This window comes from Micromonospora sp. MH33 (genome assembly GCF_003013775.1).
Classification (GTDB): Bacteria; Actinomycetota; Actinomycetes; order Mycobacteriales; family Micromonosporaceae; genus Micromonospora; species Micromonospora fulviviridis.
Map to the genome: position 1 here is coordinate 69,867 of NZ_MUYZ01000001.1, position 17,676 is coordinate 87,542.

General features: G+C 72.1%; 16 protein-coding genes. 7 read left to right on the plus strand and 9 right to left on the minus strand.

Features of this window, described 5'->3' with window-relative positions; genetic code table 11:
* Positions 1 to 123 precede the first annotated feature (123 nt).
* Complete coding sequence (locus B0E53_RS00330) at positions 124 to 2,061, minus strand: helix-turn-helix domain-containing protein (RefSeq protein ID WP_168215153.1); 1,938 nt, start codon at positions 2,059 to 2,061, stop codon at positions 124 to 126.
* A 421-nt stretch (positions 2,062 to 2,482) separates the two neighbouring features.
* On the opposite strand from B0E53_RS00330, the gene B0E53_RS00335 reads away from it, so the two are divergent.
* The 6 genes from B0E53_RS00335 to B0E53_RS00360 all read left to right on the plus strand — a co-directional run bounded on the left by B0E53_RS00335 (position 2,483) and on the right by B0E53_RS00360 (position 8,617).
* Complete coding sequence (locus tag B0E53_RS00335; RefSeq protein ID WP_107074060.1) at positions 2,483 to 3,049, plus strand: sigma-70 family RNA polymerase sigma factor; 567 nt, start codon at positions 2,483 to 2,485, stop codon at positions 3,047 to 3,049.
* An 82-nt stretch (positions 3,050 to 3,131) separates the two neighbouring features.
* The gene (locus B0E53_RS00340) at positions 3,132 to 3,893 is read left to right on the plus strand and encodes a zf-HC2 domain-containing protein (protein ID WP_107074061.1); all 762 of its coding nucleotides are present in this window, start codon (positions 3,132 to 3,134) and stop codon (positions 3,891 to 3,893) included.
* A gap of 110 nt (positions 3,894 to 4,003) precedes the next feature.
* On the plus strand, positions 4,004 to 4,576 hold the full coding sequence (locus B0E53_RS00345) for a copper chaperone PCu(A)C (RefSeq protein ID WP_107074062.1): 573 nt from the start codon (positions 4,004 to 4,006) through the stop codon (positions 4,574 to 4,576).
* Positions 4,573 to 5,802: a Dyp-type peroxidase gene (locus B0E53_RS00350; protein WP_107074063.1), complete on the plus strand. Its 1,230-nt coding sequence runs from the start codon at positions 4,573 to 4,575 to the stop codon at positions 5,800 to 5,802. Before B0E53_RS00345 ends, B0E53_RS00350 begins: the two co-directional genes overlap by 4 nt.
* A 28-nt stretch (positions 5,803 to 5,830) precedes the next feature.
* Positions 5,831 to 6,442, plus strand: a complete 612-nt coding sequence (locus B0E53_RS00355; protein ID WP_107074064.1) for a copper resistance CopC family protein — start codon at positions 5,831 to 5,833, stop codon at positions 6,440 to 6,442.
* 117 nt (positions 6,443 to 6,559) lie between these two features.
* Complete coding sequence (locus B0E53_RS00360) at positions 6,560 to 8,617, plus strand: cytochrome c oxidase assembly protein (protein ID WP_107074065.1); 2,058 nt, start codon at positions 6,560 to 6,562, stop codon at positions 8,615 to 8,617.
* Here B0E53_RS00360 and B0E53_RS00365 read toward each other — a convergent pair.
* From B0E53_RS00365 to B0E53_RS00375, 3 genes are all read right to left on the minus strand, one after another.
* Positions 8,551 to 9,084 (minus strand): PepSY domain-containing protein, encoded by a 534-nt coding sequence (locus B0E53_RS00365; RefSeq protein WP_107074066.1) that lies wholly within the window; start codon positions 9,082 to 9,084, stop codon positions 8,551 to 8,553. The genes B0E53_RS00360 and B0E53_RS00365 overlap by 67 nt on opposite strands.
* A gap of 222 nt (positions 9,085 to 9,306) precedes the next feature.
* Positions 9,307 to 10,254: a FixH family protein gene (locus B0E53_RS00370; protein WP_246835127.1), complete on the minus strand. Its 948-nt coding sequence runs from the start codon at positions 10,252 to 10,254 to the stop codon at positions 9,307 to 9,309.
* Between the two features lie 125 nt (positions 10,255 to 10,379).
* The gene (locus B0E53_RS00375; protein WP_246835128.1) at positions 10,380 to 11,165 is read right to left on the minus strand and encodes a copper resistance protein CopC; all 786 of its coding nucleotides are present in this window, start codon (positions 11,163 to 11,165) and stop codon (positions 10,380 to 10,382) included.
* Positions 11,166 to 11,500: 335 nt separating this feature from the next.
* Between B0E53_RS00375 and B0E53_RS00380 the strand changes: the two genes are divergently transcribed.
* On the plus strand, positions 11,501 to 12,070 hold the full coding sequence (locus B0E53_RS00380) for a sigma-70 family RNA polymerase sigma factor (RefSeq protein ID WP_210405832.1): 570 nt from the start codon (positions 11,501 to 11,503) through the stop codon (positions 12,068 to 12,070).
* A gap of 307 nt (positions 12,071 to 12,377) precedes the next feature.
* On the opposite strand, the gene B0E53_RS00385 is transcribed toward B0E53_RS00380, so the two are convergent.
* Genes B0E53_RS00385 through B0E53_RS00405 form a run of 5 tightly spaced genes read right to left on the minus strand, consistent with a single transcriptional unit; the run spans position 12,378 to position 17,550 of the window.
* Positions 12,378 to 13,043 (minus strand): dipeptide/oligopeptide/nickel ABC transporter ATP-binding protein, encoded by a 666-nt coding sequence (locus B0E53_RS00385; protein ID WP_107074069.1) that lies wholly within the window; start codon positions 13,041 to 13,043, stop codon positions 12,378 to 12,380.
* Entirely contained in the window at positions 13,040 to 14,041 is a 1,002-nt protein-coding gene (locus B0E53_RS00390; RefSeq protein WP_246835129.1) for an ABC transporter ATP-binding protein, read from the minus strand. The genes B0E53_RS00385 and B0E53_RS00390 overlap by 4 nt, the downstream gene beginning before the upstream one ends.
* On the minus strand, positions 14,038 to 14,907 hold the full coding sequence (locus B0E53_RS00395) for an ABC transporter permease (protein WP_107074070.1): 870 nt from the start codon (positions 14,905 to 14,907) through the stop codon (positions 14,038 to 14,040). The genes B0E53_RS00390 and B0E53_RS00395 overlap by 4 nt, the downstream gene beginning before the upstream one ends.
* Complete coding sequence (locus tag B0E53_RS00400) at positions 14,900 to 15,976, minus strand: ABC transporter permease (protein ID WP_246835130.1); 1,077 nt, start codon at positions 15,974 to 15,976, stop codon at positions 14,900 to 14,902. Before B0E53_RS00400 ends, B0E53_RS00395 begins: the two co-directional genes overlap by 8 nt.
* Complete coding sequence (locus tag B0E53_RS00405) at positions 15,958 to 17,550, minus strand: ABC transporter substrate-binding protein (protein WP_107074071.1); 1,593 nt, start codon at positions 17,548 to 17,550, stop codon at positions 15,958 to 15,960. Before B0E53_RS00405 ends, B0E53_RS00400 begins: the two co-directional genes overlap by 19 nt.
* Positions 17,551 to 17,676: the final 126 nt, after the last annotated feature.

Here is a 17,676-nt window from a genome sequence, read left to right on the forward strand (position 1 = left end):
GCCGACAGCGAACTGGTTCCGCCTGCCGACCCACGCTAGAAGCAGGTGATCTGCACCACCATAGATCAGAGATCCAGTGTCAAGCGGCTACAGGTAGATGTTGCATCCATGTAAAGGCGGTCATCAGATGGCCACCAAGCGGTGCAGCCGCACGGCGATGGTGACCCGGAACCGCCGCTCCGGCGTCCGCCAGTCCGCGCCCAGGAGCTCGTCGACCCGATCCAGCCGCTGCAACACCGTGTTCACGTGGACGCCAAGCGCGCGGGCGGTCCGGGCCGGGCTGCCCTGCTGATCGAGGTACAGGGCCAGCGTTTCCAGCAGCTCGGTGTGCCGTTCGGCGTCCCAGGTGAGCACCGGGCCGATCAGTTGGCGGGTGAACGCCTTGACATCCACGGCGCTGTCACCGAACAGCGCGAGGTAGGGCGCGTAGGCGTCGACGCTGGTGACGCCGGACGCCACGCCGAGACGATCCAGCAGCCGCACGCAGTCGGCCGCCTGGGACCACCGGTGGGCGAGATCACTCAGCATGCCGGGACGGCCGACGACGACAAGGGCCTCCCGGCCGATCGCTGTACGCACCCGCCGAGCCACGGCCGCGCCGGCCCGCTCACCGCTCTCGTCGGGGGACAACACGGCGACCAGCGAGCCCTGCTCGCCGGCGAGCAGGGCGACAGCCGGGTCCTGCAGGGCCCGCACAGCCGCCGACCGGTCGTCGTCGCGGACCCACACGGCGATGGGCGTGCGCGCGGCCTGCAGATCGACATGGCGGGCGCGGGCCCGTTGGCGCAGGTGCGCATCGTGTGGCCGTGACGAATCCAGCAGGTCGGCGAGCAGCTCACCACGGACCTGCTCCTCGGCGCGTACGACGGCGTCCTGCTGCAGGGTTTGCAGCGCCAGGATGAGCCCGGCACGCTCGACCGTGCGCTTGTCGACCGCGCCGAAGTGCTCCGCACCCGAGCCGACGATGATGGCGCCCAGCGTCGACCGCCCCGCCACCGCCGCCGCCACGCCGTACACGTCGGCCGAGGGCACCTCGACGAGCTGACCCGACCATCTGCTCTCGTCGAGCGCTGCGGCGATCGCGGTGGTGGATTGGAAGGACAGCGGGACCGGGCTGCCGTTCGCGTCGGTCGCGGCCACCGCCATCAGTGAACGGTCGGTGATCACCACGGCGCGATGCAAGGCGCGGCTGAGGGTTACGGCGATGCCCCCGGCGTCCCCGCCGCCGAGCACCACAGCGGTGAGCTCCTCGTGCACCTGCGCGGCCCGCTCCACCGCAGCCGCGTGCCGCGCGGCCTCGGCCGACGCCTTCTCGGCCTCCCGCGCCGAGCGATGGGCAATCTCCAACAGCTCGACGGTCTGCAACACGACCGCCGCGTGATCGGCGAAGGCGGACAGCAGCGCCACCTCGTCGGCGGTGAAGCGGTGGTCGCTGCGGTAGGCGGCGAACAGCACGCCGAGCACCTCGTTCCCGGCCAGCAGCGGCACCCCGAGCAGCGAGACCAGTCCTTCGCCCGCCACCGCGGCGTCGATCTGCGGGTCGTGGCGGACCTGAGCGGTCGGGTAGCCGCTGATCCAGCGCGGCGCCCGGGTCTGCGCCACCTCGCTGGCCAGGCCCGCGCCCGGCGGGACACGCAGCCGCCGAAACGCGTCGGTGATCGCCCCCAGCGTCGAGCTGACCCGCAGCTCACCAGTTCCTTGGTCGAACTCCGACAGGTACATCACGTCGCTGCCCACCAGATCGTGAGCGCGTTGCACCAGCCGATCCAGCAGCGGGCCGACACTGCGCAGCTCGGCAAGCTCCCGGGCGCTGGAGAACAGCGCCGACAGCTGCTGGTCGCGGCGCCGCCATCGGCTGACCGCGGCGTGAACCTCGCCGACCCGGCGCCGCAACTCGGCGCCCTGCGCCGCCGTGCCACCCTCAGTCAACCGGTCCAACACATCCGCTGGGATCTCCTGGCCAGCCGTCAACCCGTCGAGCAGGGCCAGCACGGCGTCGACGCCGCCGGTCTTTGGCCGCCGGCGCTGCCCCGCCGCCAGCATGCTAGACGGATCAACCATCAGCTGCCCCTCCCGCCTGGACGACTCATACATGGTCGCACACGTCACGTCGTTTCAACGTGTCCCGAAATCCGCCATCAGCCTGGGCCGCTGCTGCACGTGTTGGAGAGCATCAAGCAGGCCCTGGTACTGGTGCTCCAGCGCACCGGCACCGCCCGGCAGTACGTCGAGGGTCATTCAAAATCAGGTCGGGCCGTGGCGCGCTTCCGCCGACCGGCACCGAGGCCGCCTGGCCGTCCGAGTAGCCCTGGTTCCAGCCGGCCGGCCAGTCCTCGGCCAGGTCGTAGAACTCGCCGCCGTTAGCCGGATCCCAGCGGCGGCGTCGCCCATACCTGCCGGTGCCGTACTCTGGCACGGGACTACTACAGGTCGTCGTTCTGGCAGGCGGGCGGCACTGGCGATCCGGACACGGAGGTTCAGGGTGACTGACGACGCGGATATCACCGCGTGGGCGCTCGCGGCGGGACGTGGTGACCGGGACGCGGCGGCCCGGTTCATCGGCGCGACTCAGCACCCTGTGCGTCGCTTCCTTGCCACGATGATCTCTCCATCCGAGGCCGATGATCTGGCGCAGGAGACGTATCTGCGGGCGATGCGGTCGCTGCCGTCGTTCGCCGCGCGCTCGTCTGCGTTGACGTGGCTGCTCGGTATCGCGCGGCGGGTCGCCGTCGACCATGTCCGCACGGCGTCGGCCCGGCCCCGCACGGTGCCGATGTCGGACTCCTTCGACATCCCCGATGCCTCGCGTAGTGGTTTCGATCGGCAGGTGGTTTTGGAGCGCCTGATCGCGGCGTTGCCTGCGGACCGGCGGGAGGCGTTCGTGGCCACGCAGGTCCTGGGCCTGTCGTATGCCGAGGCGGCGGAGGTGTGTGGTTGTCCGGTCGGCACGATCCGCTCCCGGGTGGCCCGGGCGCGTGAGGACCTCGTTGCCGCGATGAGCACCCAGCCGGTCAGGCGGCGGCGGACACCGGGCGACGCCGCGGGCTGAACCGGGCTCGCCCTGCTGCGGGCGTGACCGGGGACGCACAGCATGCGGGAACCAATTCGGCGATCGCCGCGACTACCGGTACATGGGGTGTGAGCAGTGGCGTGAGGTCCTGTCGGCACAACTGGACGGTGAGGCGACCGCCGCCGAGCAGGCCGGGGCCGACGCGCACCTTGACGAGTGCGCCGGCTGCCGCGCCTGGTTGGACCAGGCCGCGGCGGTGACGCGGCGTGCCCGGCTGACCGTCACCGCCCCGGGGCCGGACCTGGCCGACGCGGTCCTCGCCGCGCTGCCCGCGCCCGCACCCTCGCGCCGCGGTCTGCGGGAGCGGGTCGTGCTCACTCTGCGGGGCCTGTTGGGACTCCTCGGCGCATTGCAGTTGGTGCTCGGGCTAGCACAGGTCGGCCGGGGACCGGCCGGCGAGCACGACCACAGCGGTGTGCTAGCCACCGGGCATCTATGGCACGAGTCGGCGGCCTGGAATGTGGCGGTCGGGGCCGGGTTCCTGTTCGTGGCGGCGCGGCGCACGCGGCCGACCGGGCTGGTGCCCATGTTGAGCGCGTTCGTGGGCACGCTGGTGCTGCTGTCGGTCAACGACCTGCTGACCGGGCGGGTCGAAACCCCCCGGCTGGTCAGCCACGGGTTCCTCCTCGCTGGTTACGCGATCGTGGTGGCGCTGTCATGGCCCCGCCTGCGGCCCGACGGGCCGTCGTCGCGTGGGCGGGGCGACCGTCCGGGCTGGCGCCTGAACATCGAGGAGGCGCCAGAACCCGCCCCGGCCCCGCTCCGGCTGGTCCCGCCGTACCGGGGTACGGCACAAACCCCGCGCGACCGCCGGGTGGCCTGAAACCGCGGCCCTGCCCAAGGCTGGTGAGATCAATCACCTTTGTCCTGGAACTTTCCGTTTGTCACGGTCGACCAACCACCCGACAGACTGATTCAGCGAAGGGACCGCCCATGCCCCTTACCACCGTCGCCGGCGCGCGTCGACGCCCGGCCATCCTGCTTGCCGCCGCTGCGGCATCCCTCGCGGTCGGCGTCGTCGGCTGCGACTCGTCGGACCGGCCGTCGGCGCAACCGAGCCCGTCAGCGTCGGTGTCGGCGAGCGCCGCGACCGGGGTGCTCGGCATCCGGGACCCGTGGGTGAAGGCCGCCGACAAGGGCATGACCGCCGCTTTCGGCACCCTCGTGAACGACAGCGATACCGACGTGACCGTCACCGCCGCCGCCACCGCCGTGTCTCCCATGGAGCTGCACGAGATGACCATGAAGGACGGGAAGATGGTCATGCAGCCCAAGCAGGGCATCGTGGTCAAGGCGCACAGCAGCACGACGCTGCAGCCCGGTGGCGAGCACCTGATGCTGATGGACCTGAAGCAGCCGGTGGAGGCCGGCGACGAGCTGACCTTCACGCTCACCTTCGCCGACGGGAAGACCCAGATGTTCACCGCGGTGGCCAAGCCGTTCACCGGCGCACAGGAAAGTTACGGCCCCGACCACGGCCAGCCGACGCTAAGCCCGGCGGCATGACCGAGCGCCCCGTCGCCCGCCCGGTGAGCAGGCGCGGCCTGCTCACCGGCGGCGCCCTCGCAGCCGGAGGCGCGCTCGCCGGCGCCGCCGCCGTCACCGCCGCCCGCCCCGACGAGCCGACAGCACGGCCCGCCGGCGCGGTGCCGGTCGCCGCGATCGGCAGCGCGGTCGAGCCGTTCCACGGCGCACGGCAGTCCGGCGTCGCCACCGACCCGCAGGCGCACGCCGCGTTCGTCGCGTTCACTCTCCGCCCCGGCACCGACCGGGCGGCGTTGGGTCGGATGCTGCGGCTGCTGTCCGACGACGCCGCCCGCCTCACCCAGGGCCGCCCGGCGCTGGCCGACACCGAACCTGAACTCGGCCTGCTGCCCGCGCGGCTGACCGTCACCTTCGGCTTCGGCCCCGGCCTCTATGCCGCCGCCGGCGTCGACGCCCGGCGGCCCCCGTCGGTGGCCGACCTACCGTCGTTCCGCATCGATCGGCTGCAGCCCCGCTGGTCCGGTGGCGATCTGCTGCTGCAGATCTGCGCCGACGACCCGCTCACCGTCGCCCACGCCCAGCGGGTGCTGGTCAAGGACAGCCGCCCGTTCGCCACCGTCCGCTGGGTGCAGCAGGGCTTCCGCCGCGCCGCAGGCACCGAACCCGGCCGCACCCAGCGAAACCTGTTCGGCCAGCTGGACGGCACGGCCAACCCCAAGCCGGGCGGGCCGCTGGAGACCGCCGTGTGGGTGCCCGACGGTCCGGCCTGGGCGCGGGACAGCACCACCCTGGTCGTCCGCAGGATCAGCATGAACCTGGAAACCTGGGACCTGCTCGGTCGCGCCGACCGGGAACTCGCCGTCGGCCGACGCCTCGACACCGGCGCCCCGCTCACCGGCAGCGCCGAACATGACCAGCCCGACTTCGCCGCCGCAGGCCCCGACGGACTCACCGTCATTTCCGACTTCTCCCACCTCACCCGCGCGCACGTCACCGACGACCGGATGCGGATCCTGCGCCGCCCCTACAACTACGACGGCACCCCCACTCCAGAGGGCCACGCCGACAGCGGACTGATCTTCACCTCTTACCAGGCCGACATCACCCGCCAGTTCCTGCCCATCCAGCAACGGCTGGCCGAACAGGACCTACTCAACGAATGGACCACCCCGATCGGCTCCGCCGTCTTCGCGATCCCACCCGGCTGCCCAGAGGGCGTCTGGATCGGCCAGCAACTGCTCGGCTGACCACCACCAACCACCGAAAGAACCAGTCATGCCCATTCGAATCCGCCGCTCGAGCTCCGCCGGGCTGGTCGCCGCCGTGCTGGCCGCGCTGGCGGTCCTGCTGGCGCCGGCCACTCCCGCCGCCGCGCACAACAGCCTCCAAGCGGCAAGCCCCGCCCAGGACGCGCGTATCTCCAAGTCACCGGCGCAGATCACCCTGAAGTTCCTGCAGAAGCTGGACCCCGCGTTCACCACCATCGTGCTCAGCGACGCCGGCCAGCGGAAAGTCCCCACCAGCGAACCCGCCGTCACCGGAACCACAGGGACAGTGACGATCAGCGAGCCGCTGGCCAACGGCAGCTACACCGTCGCGTACCGGGTCGTCTCCTCCGACGGGCACCCCGTGCAGGGCTCCTACTCGTTCACGGTGGCGGATCCGACCGCCGATGCCGCCGGCTCGACCGCCAGTGCCGCCCCGGACATGGCCGCCTCTGCTGCCGCCAACACCGGCGCCGACTCCCCCGCCTCGCCCAGCCCGGCGGCCTCGTTACGCCGCGCCGACAGCTCTGGCCCGATACTGCTGGTGGCTGGCGGGATCGCCCTCGTTGCCATTGTCGCCGGGGTCGTGGTGCTGCGGCGTCGACGCCGCGCCGCCTCCTGACCGAGGCCCACCGGCTCCGTACGTTCCCGCCCGTCCGCAACCGCCAGGGACATCGACGTGTCAGACACCCGTTCGCGCCAACCTCACCCGCACCGTGTCCCGGACGGCTCGCCGCAGGTGAGGACGACGACCATCGGCGACGGCCGGACCCCGGGGGTGCCCGGAAACCGCACCACGGGCTGGACGGGCTCGATCGCAGTCGCGGTCGTAGCCGTCGTGTCGGCGGGGGCGGCACTCGTGCTCGCCTTGCGGGCCGGCGGGGCGCTCGCGGTGGCGATTCCCGGTCTGCCGGATCCTGGACCGGTCACCACCTGGTCGTTGCCGCTGGTCCGGCTGCTCGCGGACGCGCTCGCCACCCTGGCCGTCGGAATGCTTGTCACGGCGGCGTTCCTGCTGCCCGGCGACGGGCCCAGCGTGTCACCGCACGGCTGGCTGCTGCTGCGGCGGGCCGGCGCGCTGTCCATCGGCTGGGCGGCAGCCGCCGCGGCGCTGATCGTGCTGACGGTCTCGGACCTGCTCGGCCTCCCACCAGAGCGGCTTAGTACCGCCGCGGTGGTCAGCTTCGCGTCCTCGATCTCCCAAGGGCGGGCCCTGCTGCTGCAGGCCGGGCTGGCCCTGACCGTGGCGGTGCTCGCCCGGGTGGGCGTGTCGCGCCGCATATCCGCTGCGGCGGCGGTGCTGGCGCTGATCGCGGTGACCCCGCCGGCGTTCACCGGACACGCCGCCGGGGCCGGCAACCACCAGATCGCGGTCAGCAGCCTCGTCGTGCACGTGCTGGCGGCGTCGTTGTGGATCGGCGGTCTGGCCGCGCTGTTGATGGTCCGCCGCAGCCGGCACCTCGCCGACACCGCCAGCCGGTACAGCCGCCTCGCCCTGGGCTGCTTCACCGCCGTGGCGGTCAGCGGTCTCATCAACGCCGCCGTGCGCCTCGGCGGAGTGGACCAGCTCTGGCAGTCCCGCTACGGATGGCTGGTGGGCGGCAAGCTCATGGCGCTGGTGATCCTCGGGGCTGTCGGCGTCGCGCACCGGGCCCGGACCCTGCCGGCCCTGCACGCCGGCAAGCCTGACGCATTCGGGCGGCTGGCTGCCGGGGAACTGGTCGTCTTCGCCGCCACCCTGGGGCTGTCCGTGGCGCTGTCCCGCAGCCCCACCCCGGTGGCCACCGACCCCGCCGACGCCGACCCGCTGACCGAGCTGCTCGGCTTCCCGATGCCCGCCGCCCCCACCCCGGGCAACCTGCTCGGCCAGCCCTTGCCGGACCTGTTCTTCCTGATCGTGACCGTCGCCGGGGCCGGCGCCTACCTGGCCGGCGTGCGGCGGCTGCACCGGGCCGGACACCCCTGGCCGGCCGCCCGAACCGCCAGCTGGCTCGCCGGTCTGCTGGTCCTCGCCGCGTCCACCGGCCTCGGTATGGCGCGCTACGCGTACGTGCTGTTCAGCGCGCACATGGCGCAGCACATGGTGCTGTCCATGCTGGTGCCGATCCTGCTCGTCGGCGGCGCGCCGGTCACCCTCGCCCTGCGCGCCCTGCGCCGCCCGGCCGACCCGCAGGTCCGCGGCGCCCGGGACTGGCTACTGCTCGCCCTGCACAGCCGGCCCACGAAACTGCTCACCCACCCGCTGGTCGCGCTCGGCATCTACGCCGGCAGCCTCTTCGGGCTCTATTTCAGTGACCTGCTCGGCGCGTTGATGCGCTCCCACCTCGGCCACCTCGCCATGCTGGTCCACTTCGTGGCCTCCGGCTACCTGCTGTTCTGGGTGCTCATCGGCGTCGACCCAGGCCGGCCGAGGATCCCCCACCCCGTCCTCGTGCTCATCCACCTGGCGGCGATGATGGCGCACGGCTTCTTCGGCCTGGTGCTCATGCAGACCACCACCGTCATCGCCCCGGACTGGTACACCTCCGTCCACCCCGCCTGGGCCTCGTCCCTACTGGTGGACCAGAAGCTGGGCGCGGGCATCGCCTGGGCGTTCGGCGAGATCCCCGCCGCCATCGTCATGATCCTCCTCGTCCGCCAGTGGATCCGCGCCGACCAGCGAGAACAGGCCCGCCTCGACCGCGCCGCCGACCGCGCCGAAGCCACCGGCGAAGACGACGACCTCGCCCGCTACAACGCCTTCCTCACCGCAGCCAGCCAGGCCGGCGAAGACCAACACCGGAGACAGCGGCTGTAGCCGAGTCCCGGCCTGTCCCGTGAGGCCACGTCGCGGCAGGCCGCTCCACGACATCGGAGCGCCACCGCCTGAAGATTGATCGCGACCACGGCAACCGCCGCCAACCCGGGCCACGGCAGCGCCCGCAGGCCACCACGCCGCACGGCCGGGCCGGGACGCCACCGGGCGGCGGTGGTGGGACGCCGCTGCCACCACATCCGGTAGCCGAGGACCACCATGACGACCAGCCCCGTGGCGAGGCCGGCGAGGGCGATCTGGTTCGGCAGCCCGAACAGCACGCCCATGTGGATGTCGACGCCCCAGCGGGCGAGCTTGGCCATGAACGGGTAGTCGGAGAAGCGCACGGTGTCGGTGACGGCCAGGGTGGCGGGGTCGCGCAGGCCGCACCGGCTTGTCGGATATCTGGTCGATCGTGGTGTCGCTGTCCACGGTCTAGGCAGAACTCCTCGTTCAGGGTGCGACGGCATCGGCCTTACCGGCACCGCCGAGGAAGGTCAGGCACCGGTTCGATCAGTCATAGAGTCGTCCGCCGGCCCTCGCTGGTTCCCGCAACGCCTCGACATATTGACGACGGTTGAGGACTTTTCACACGACGAGCACTACTGACCGACATCGAGCGACAAGCGGCACCGGCTGCCCGCCGATCATTGGCACACGCCTACGGCATGCTGCCGCAGGCGCCACGCCGCTCAGGCCAGGTTGATCGTGTACTGCGCGGAGTGCACCTTCCCGTCGACCTGGAAGTCGAAGAACGCCCGGTACTGGCCGGTGCTCGGTGCGGTCAGCCAGACCTTGACCGCCCCGTCGACCAGTTCCGGCTCGGGGTGGACATGCACATAGCCCAAGTCGCCCTCGCGGACCACGACCAGGTGCCCATACGCGCCCAGGTAGCGCTGCAGCTGCACCGGCCCGGGGGTGCCGGTGCGGCTGACCCGGAAGACCATCGGCGCCGCCACCCCCACTGTCGGCGTGCCGTCCATCGACACCGTGAACGGCCCGGCCGCCGCCTGCGGCTGCGACGGCGGCAACGCGGCCGGGGTGTACGCGCCCGGCACGTCGTGGTCGACGCCCAGGACCAGCGGCAGCGGGCCGCCGTCGGCCCCGGTCATGGAAAAATCGGCGTAGACGCGGTATCCACCGGCCCGGGCCAGCTTCAACGGGACGCTCCAAGTGCCGTCGGGCGCCATGGTGGGATGCAGGTGTTGGTACCCGCTCAGGTCGCGACCCACCACGACCAGGTGCAACGGCTTGTCGTGTACGACCGTGAAACGCGTCGCCGCCTGCCGGTCAGATCCGACGATCCGGAACCGGTAGTCCACGCTCACACCGGCAGGCTGGGACCGGCGCGCCGGCTGCAGCGTGAATCCACCGGCGCTGACCGTCGTCCCGGTCGCCTGCGTCTGGCCCGCGCTGCCGTCACCCGGATGCGAGTGCGCCCCGGTACCCGGCGCATGCTGATGCCTGTCCGCCGCCACCAGCGCCCGCTGGGTGGCACGTGGCCCGCCGGCGGGTGCCGTGAGCGTCGGCTCGCCGGTGGGGGTCCGCGCGTCGCCCGTACCGATCCGCCCGATCCCGAACCCGGCCAGCAGGGCCACCACCATCCCGGCGACGAGCAAGGCGAAACGGGTGTTGCTCAACTCGGGCCCGAGCGTCAGGGCTGGGTCGGCTATGTCCGAAGCCACCACCCGGCCGGCGATCACGGGCCGCGCCGTGGCGAGGTCACTCGCCGAGGTCCCCTCCTGTCCGGCCGCCAACGGCGCGGTCACGGCGGTGCCAACCGCCTCGTTCTTCCGCGTCGCCGGGACGGCGGCCCGTCGTGCCTTGCTGCCGGAGCGCGACGCGGCGGCCGTGCGGTTGGCGCCGGCGCGACCGGCCGCGCCCGTTCGGCCCCTGGAGCGGGGGCCGGCGCCTTGCCTAAGGGAGCCGGGCGGCGGCGCCAGCCCACGAAGCCGGCCACGGCCGCCGCGACTGCCCCTGCCCAGCCGGTCCACGCCACCCACCCGAGGCCGCCATCGTTATCCTGGGCCGTCGACACAGCGGCCACCGCGGGCGGGGACGCTGACAGCGGTGGCGCGGCCGGCGGGCCCGACGGCACGGGTAGCCCGGCCTGGGCAGCCGATGAAGACCCCGATCCGTGCCCGGACGTCGCGTGCTGCTCGGCGGCCGCCACCAGCGACGGATCCGGCTGATTGGTCGGCGGGCGCCAGCCCGGCGGCGCTGCCGTCACCCGCCCCGTATAGCGGAAGCTCATCGTGCCTCGTACCGGCTCACCGTCCGAGGCCACCGACAGGTAGCTCACCGAGTACTGCCCCACCGCCGGCAGATGCGCCAGCGTCACCACCGCCGGAAACCCCATCGAGTACTCGCGCGGCTCGAACTTCCCCCCGTCGAGGAAGTACTCCCGTACCGGCTTGTCCAACTGCTTGGGCGACCCGTGGTTCCAGCCATTGTCGACCCGTCCGCCACCCGGCGCGGTGATCGTGAAGTACGCGTTGGCGGCGACCCTCTCGGTGAAGTAGAGCTGCACCGCCGCCAACGGCTCGTTCACCGCGGCCCCCTCCCCGGGGGTGGACATCGCCAAGGTGCCGTGAGCTGCCGCGGGCGCAGAGAACCCGAGGACAGCGACCGCTGAGACGAGGACGAACGCGAGCAGGCACGAGGCCGCGCGTCCAAAAGCCGGAGGCAGACGACGCATCAGGGCATCGTCGCGAGGCCGCAGCTTTAATCAAGGCATCGGCAACTTTTTATGCAAATGGCAAAAGTTCTGCCCGCCTCGACCCAACATACGAGCAGGGTGCACGAAACTTTCTCCGCCAGGACACCGCGCTGCCCAACCCACTGCGGAGCGGCAGCCCGAAACATCCGCAGCGTGGAGGACCGGACGTGGACGACAAGACACGGACGACCCGCTTTGCCCTTGCGGCCGGCGACGGCGATCAGGCCGCCGCGGCCGCGTTCATCCGCGCCACCCAGCAGCAGGTATGGCGGCTCATCGCCCACCTCGCCGGGCCTAACGAGGCCGACGACCTGACCCAGGAAACCTACCTGCGGGCACTGCGCAGCCTGCCCAAGTTCACCGCCGCGTCCTCCGCCCGAACCTGGCTGTTCGTAATCGCCCGACGGGTCGTCATCGACCACCACCGCGCCGCAGCCGCCCGACCCCAGCCGACCCGGCTGGAAGACTCGCACACCGGCACACACTCGCAAGCCGCCCGCGCCTTCCCGGTCGAGGACAAGGTCATCCTGTGGCGGCTCCTGGACCACCTTCCACCAGAGCGGTGGGAAGCGTTCGTCGCCACGCAAGTGCTCGGCCTCTCGTATGCCGAAGCCGCAGAGGTCTGCGACTGCCCCGTCGGCACGATCCGGTCCAGGGTCGCCCGCGCCCGCGACGACCTCATCACCGCCATGGTCGATGCCGACACCACCGACAGCCGGGAACGCCGCTCTTGCTGACCTGGCGGAGGCCGTCTCCGCAACGACAACCCGCTACGGCGAGGGGCAGCGGTCGGAGACGAGGCCGGCAGTGGCCAGGCGGTTTCGGCGAGTGTTCTCGGCGTCCGATGTGGCGTTACGAGGACGCCCACTGGCTCGGTTCGGCGATGTCCGCTGATCCGCTGGATCCTCCTACGCTCCCGCTGCCAGGCGGCGGCCGCGGTCATCACCGGTTTCGATCATGTGCCGTTACGCGAGCCGCCGCCACTGGTTGCCGGGTAGGGCACAGCCCGGCACGCGTGGCAGTTGGGCGGCGCCGAGGCGGGGTCTACTGGTTTACGGGTAGGTCGACGGTCCGGGTTGCCCAGCGGGCCATCAGGGCCGGGTCGTGGGTGATGAGCAGGACACCTGCGGTGTGCTGGCGTTGGTAGTCGGTGATGACGGCGGCGAGGTGGGCCTGGGTCGAGGCGTCGAGCATGGCCGTGGCTTCGTCGCAGATGAGGTAGTCGGGCTGGTGGACGAGGGCGCGGGCCAGGCAGGCGCGTTGCAGTTGGCCATCGCTGACGGCGTGCGGACGCCGGGTGAGCAGGTCCGGGGTAAGGCCGACGAGGTCGGCAAGCTCCGCCGCGCGCCGGGCCGCCTCTTGCCTGTGGGTGCCGGTGGCGTGCAGTGGTTCGGCGATGATGTCGGCGAGGGTGAGCCGGGGGTCGGTGGCGGCGCGGGGGCTCTGGAACAGGATCGCGACCCGGGTCCGCAGTGCGGCGGGCAGCCGGTGGCGGACGCCGACGACGGGCTGGCCGTCGAGGGTGACGTGCCCGGTGTCGGGGGCGTGTAGGAGGGCGAGGACCCGGGCGAGGGTGGACTTGCCACTGCCGGACGGGCCGCGGAGACCGACTGTCTCCCCGGGAGAGATGTGCAGGTCGACGCGGTCGAGGACCCGTTGTCGGCCGTAGGAGACGGTGACCTGATGCGCGGCAAGCGCGGTGGCGGTCATGCCCGCCCTCCGTCGGTCAGGGGGTGGTGGCAGGCGACCCGGCCGGCGCCGTCCCCGCTCGGGCCGGGCGGGTCGTGGCACACGTCGGTGGTGCGGTCGCAGCGTGGAGCGAACGCGCAGCCGATGGGCAGGTCGGTGAGCATGGGCGGGTGGCCGGGAACGGGTCGAAAGGCCCGCTCCGGTAGTGCGTCGAGCAGCCCGGCGGTGTAGGGGTGGGCCGGTGCGGTGAACAGGGCGTCGGTTCGGCGGTGTTCGACGATGCGGCTGGCGTACATGACAGCGATCGTGTCGGCGACTCGGCGGGCAGCGGTGAGGTCGTGGGTGATGAGCACGACGGCCGCGCCGGTGTCGCAGCGGCGGCGTAACAGGTCGAGGGTGTGGTCGACCAGCGGCCGGTCCAGGCCGGTGGTGGGTTCGTCGGCCAGCAGCAGCGGCGGGTCCGGGGCGAGGGCGAGCGCGGTGGCCAGCCGTTGGGCCATGCCGCCGGACAATTCGTGCGGATAGCGGTCGAGGTCGACCGGGTCGAGGCCGACGTCGGCGGCGAGGCGGTCGGCGGCTGGTGTGGCGTCGCGTCGGGTGTGGCCGTGGGCGCGCAAGGTTTCCTCCAGCAGCCGCCGTCCGGTGCGGACCGGAGTGAGGGCGGTGGCGGGACTCTGCGGCACCAGCCCGAGCTGGCGTCCCCGCACCGCCCGGGACAGCTGCCGTTCACCGCAGCCGGTCAGGTCGATCGGCTCGCCGGTGGGTGGGTGCAGGAGGGCGTGGCCGGTGACAGTGGCGTTGCCGGGCAGCAGTCCGAGCAGGGCGTGGGCGAGCACGGACTTGCCGCACCCGGACTCGCCGACGACCGCGAGGAGTTCCCCAGGGTGCACCTGCAGGCGCAGGTCGGTGACGGCGTGGACCACGACGTCGCGGAGCCGGAAACGGACGGTCAGCCCGTCGACCTCCAGCAGAGCCGACCGCTGGCCGGTGTCGGGGATGGCCGGGGCGCTGGTGGTCACAGGTTCAGCTCCGCTCGGACGCGGGGGTCGAGGCGGTCGCGCCACCGGCCGGTGAGGGTGGCCAGGGCCAGGGTGACGGCGGCGAGGACGAGGCCGGGGACGATGCTGGCCCACCAGGCGCCGGTGAGCAGCGACCGCTGCCCGTCGTTGATCATGTTGCCGATCGACGCCAGGTGCGGGGGCAGGCCGAGGCCGAGGAAGGACAGGGCGGTCTCGTGCCAGACGGCGTGCGGCACCATCAGCGTGGTCGCCAACGCCAGCCGGGGCAGCACGTGCGGCAGCAGGTGCCGGGTGAGCACCCGGACACGGCTGGCCCCGCCGGAAACGGCGGCGTCGATGAACGGTCGGGTGCGCAGGCTGAGCAGTTCGGACCGGACGATGCGGGCGGTGGATAGCCAGTGGGTCAGCCCGATGGACAGGATCACCGCGCCGAGGCTGGGGCGCAGCATGGCCACGATGAAGATGCCGAGCAGCAGGTGCGGCAACGCGGCGATGGTGTCGACCATCCGCATCAGCACCCGGTCGACCAGCCCGCCGACGGTGCCGGCGACGGCGCCGACGAGGCCGCCGATGACGGTGGCCACGAGCGCGGCGACCGCGCCGACGAGCAGGGAGACCCGCAGCCCGTAGAGGCTGCGCAGCGCCACGTCGCGGCCCAGGTCGTCGGTGCCGGCCAGGTGCTGCCAGGACGGCGCGAGCCGGGTACGGGCCAGGTCCACGGCGCTCTCGTCGAGCGGCCACAGGACCGGGGCGAGCAGGCAGGCGGCGACCGCGCCGACGAGCAGAGCCGTGGCGACGGTGACGCCGGCACGTCCGGCACGCGGTTTCAGCCCCCGAGGCCGGGCGGGCAGGGCAAGATCAGTCATCGAGGCGTACCCGTGGGTCGGCTGCGGTGTAGGCGAGGTCGGTGGCGAGGTTCGCGGCCAGCACCACGACGGTGGTGGCCAGCGTGGTCGCGGCGAGCAGCGGGAAGTCGGCGCCCAGCGCGGCCTGCACGGTGATCGCGCCGAGGCCGGGCAGGGAGAACACCGTCTCCACCAGCACCGCGCCGCCGACGAGTTCGGGCAGGTGGGTGCCGACCAGGGTGAGGAACGGCAGCAGCGCGGTGCGCAGCGCGTGGCCGAACAGGACGGTACGGCCGGGCAGGCCCCGGGCGCGGGCGGCGAGGACGTGGTCGTCGCGGAGGCTGTCGGCGACCGCGTCGCGGATGAACAGTACGAACCATGGCGCCTGGGAGATCGCCAGGACGGTCACCGGCAGGATCAGGTGCCGCGCCACGTCCGCGGCGTCCGTGCCGGTGGCGGTGACGTCGGTGAGTCCACCGGCGGGCAGCCAACCCAGGCTGAGGGCGAACACGGCGATCGCGGCCAGACCGATCCAGAACACGGGCATCGACTGCACCGCGTACGCGGTGGCGCGCAGGCCCCGGTCGAACCAGCCACCCCTCCGGTATGCGGCGAGAGTGCCCAACAGCAGGCTCGTCACCAGCACCAACGCGAGGGCGGCGGCGACGAGCAGCAGGGTCCAGCCGGCGCGGGCGGCCAGCACCGAGGTGACCGGCTCGTGTCGGCTGGTCGACCAGCCCAGGTCACCGCGGAGCAGGTTGCCGACCCAGCGGGCGTACTGCACCGGCAGCGGGTCGTCGACTCCCCAGTTCGCGCGGATCTGCGCCAGGTTCTCCTCGCTGGTCGTGAACGCGGCCGCGCCCGCATACTGCTGGGCGGGGTCGATCGGGGAGGCCGCGCCGAGGGCAAACATGCCGACGCTGGTGGCAGCCAGGACCGGCACGGCGACCAGCGCCCGGCGGCGGATCACGGTGCCGGCGCCGGCCAGTCGACGTCGGCGGCCAGGCGAAGTATCCGACGGGGCCTTCGCCAAAGCCGGCGGGTTCGATCCGCCGGCCGGGATCGGCGCGATCACTGCTTCGTCGTCCACGTGTGGATGTTCCACCAGAGGCTGTTGGCGACATCGTGCTCGTGCGGCTCGACCCGCGGCATCAGCCCGGCGACGGCGTCCTTCACGACGTAGGTGTGCTGCAGGTAGGTGAGGAACACCCACGGCACGTCGGCGGCGAGCTGCTTCTGGAACGTGGCGTAGGCGATCTTGCGGGCGGCGGGGTCGGCCTGGTCGCGGCCATCTTGCAGCGCCTGGTCAACCACTGGGGACTTGTAGGAGCCGGGGTTGAAGAAGCCCTGGCCGGCCAATGCGGAGCCGAACAGCTTGTAGGAGACGAAGTCCGGGTCGTACGGGGTGCCGTATCCCATGACCAGGGCGTCGGTCTTCATCCGCGGCGTGATCGCGTCCCAGGTCAGCCCTTCCGGCGTCACCTTGATCCCGACCTTTCTCGCGTCGGCGGTGACCGCGAGCGCCAACTCCTTGCGCAGGCTGTCGGTGGCGGGATACATGAGCGTGAACGCGGCCTGCCGGCCGCCGTTGACCCGGACGCCGTCCGGGCCCGGCTGCCAGCCCGCAGCGTCGAGAGCGGCGGTCGCGGCGGCCAGGTCGGCGACTGCTTTGCCGGCAATGGACGGTTCGGCGAACTCCGACGACGGCGGCACCGGCCCGAACGCCGGCTCCCCCGCCCCGCCGAGCACACCGGTCACCATCGCCTGCCGGTCCACTGCCGCGTTGAGCGCCCGCCGCACCGCCACGTCGCCCGTGACCGGGTTCCCCATCGGCAGCATCACGCTCCGATAGTCGGCAGTGGGCACCCGCTGCACCCAGTACCCACCCTGCTTGTCGAACCCGGCAGCCAGCTTCGGCGCCAACTCCGCCGCATCGAACTCCCCCGCCCGCATCCGCTGCGCGCGCACGTTGTCGTCGGCGACGAACGCCACCACCACACCGGAGTTGGCCGGCCTGCCGCCCCAGTACTTCTCGTTGGCCACGAGCACGAGCCGATCCCCCGGCGTCCACGACGTCACCCGGTACGGGCCGGTTCCCACCGGCTTGTGGTTGAACTCGGCAGTGTTGACGTCCTTACCGGCGAAGGCTTTCGCGGGCACGATGCCCAGCGCCAACCGCTGCAGGAACGGCGCGTATGCGTACTTCAGGGTGAACACCACGGTCGACGGGTCCGGCGCGGTGACCGAGGCGAGCATGTCCAGGTCCGAGCGCAGCGTCGAGTCGACCTTCGGGTCCAGCACCGCCCGGTAGGTGAAGACGACGTCCTGGACGGTCAACGGGCTGCCGTCATGAAACAGCACCCCGTCCCGCAGCTTCGCCGTGGCCGTTTTCCCGTCGGCCGACACGGTGGGCAGCTCCCGGGCCAGTGCCGGCACCAATTGGTTGCGGGCGTCGCGGGCCACCAGCCCGTCGAAGATCAACGAACCACCGTCGACGCCATAGTTCAGCACGGGGTTCAGGGTGTCCGGCTCACCCGAGGTCGCCACGACCAGCGTTGCGGCACCGCCCGCAGTGTCCGGCGAGGCCGTCGGCGACGAGCAGCCGGCCGCGACCAGAACGGCGGCGGCCAGCGCCATCACTCGGGTGGACAGAGGCTTACCCATTGATGTGCTCCTGTGGTTGCCGAGGCGACGGCCACTCGTGCCGAGCCGATGAGACAAGTACGTGACCGGTCAGGTTTACGGGCCGCCACGACTCAAGCGGCACTTGAACGAGGCCCGCGACCGATA

Bases quoted from the DNA above. Each gene is read 5' to 3' on its own strand.
- B0E53_RS00350 (WP_107074063.1), top strand. From the start codon at position 4,573: ATGACCGAGCGCCCCGTCGCCCGCCCGGTGAGCAGGCGCGGCCTGCTC.
- B0E53_RS00330 (WP_168215153.1), bottom strand. From the start codon at position 2,061: ATGGTTGATCCGTCTAGCATGCTGGCGGCGGGGCAGCGCCGGCGGCCA.
- B0E53_RS00385 (WP_107074069.1), bottom strand. From the start codon at position 13,043: ATGACCGCCACCGCGCTTGCCGCGCATCAGGTCACCGTCTCCTACGGC.
- B0E53_RS00340 (WP_107074061.1), top strand. From the start codon at position 3,132: ATGGGGTGTGAGCAGTGGCGTGAGGTCCTGTCGGCACAACTGGACGGT.
- B0E53_RS00405 (WP_107074071.1), bottom strand. From the start codon at position 17,550: ATGGGTAAGCCTCTGTCCACCCGAGTGATGGCGCTGGCCGCCGCCGTT.
- B0E53_RS00355 (WP_107074064.1), top strand. From the start codon at position 5,831: ATGCCCATTCGAATCCGCCGCTCGAGCTCCGCCGGGCTGGTCGCCGCC.
- B0E53_RS00395 (WP_107074070.1), bottom strand. From the start codon at position 14,907: ATGACTGATCTTGCCCTGCCCGCCCGGCCTCGGGGGCTGAAACCGCGT.
- B0E53_RS00365 (WP_107074066.1), bottom strand. From the start codon at position 9,084: ATGCCGTCGCACCCTGAACGAGGAGTTCTGCCTAGACCGTGGACAGCG.
- B0E53_RS00345 (WP_107074062.1), top strand. From the start codon at position 4,004: ATGCCCCTTACCACCGTCGCCGGCGCGCGTCGACGCCCGGCCATCCTG.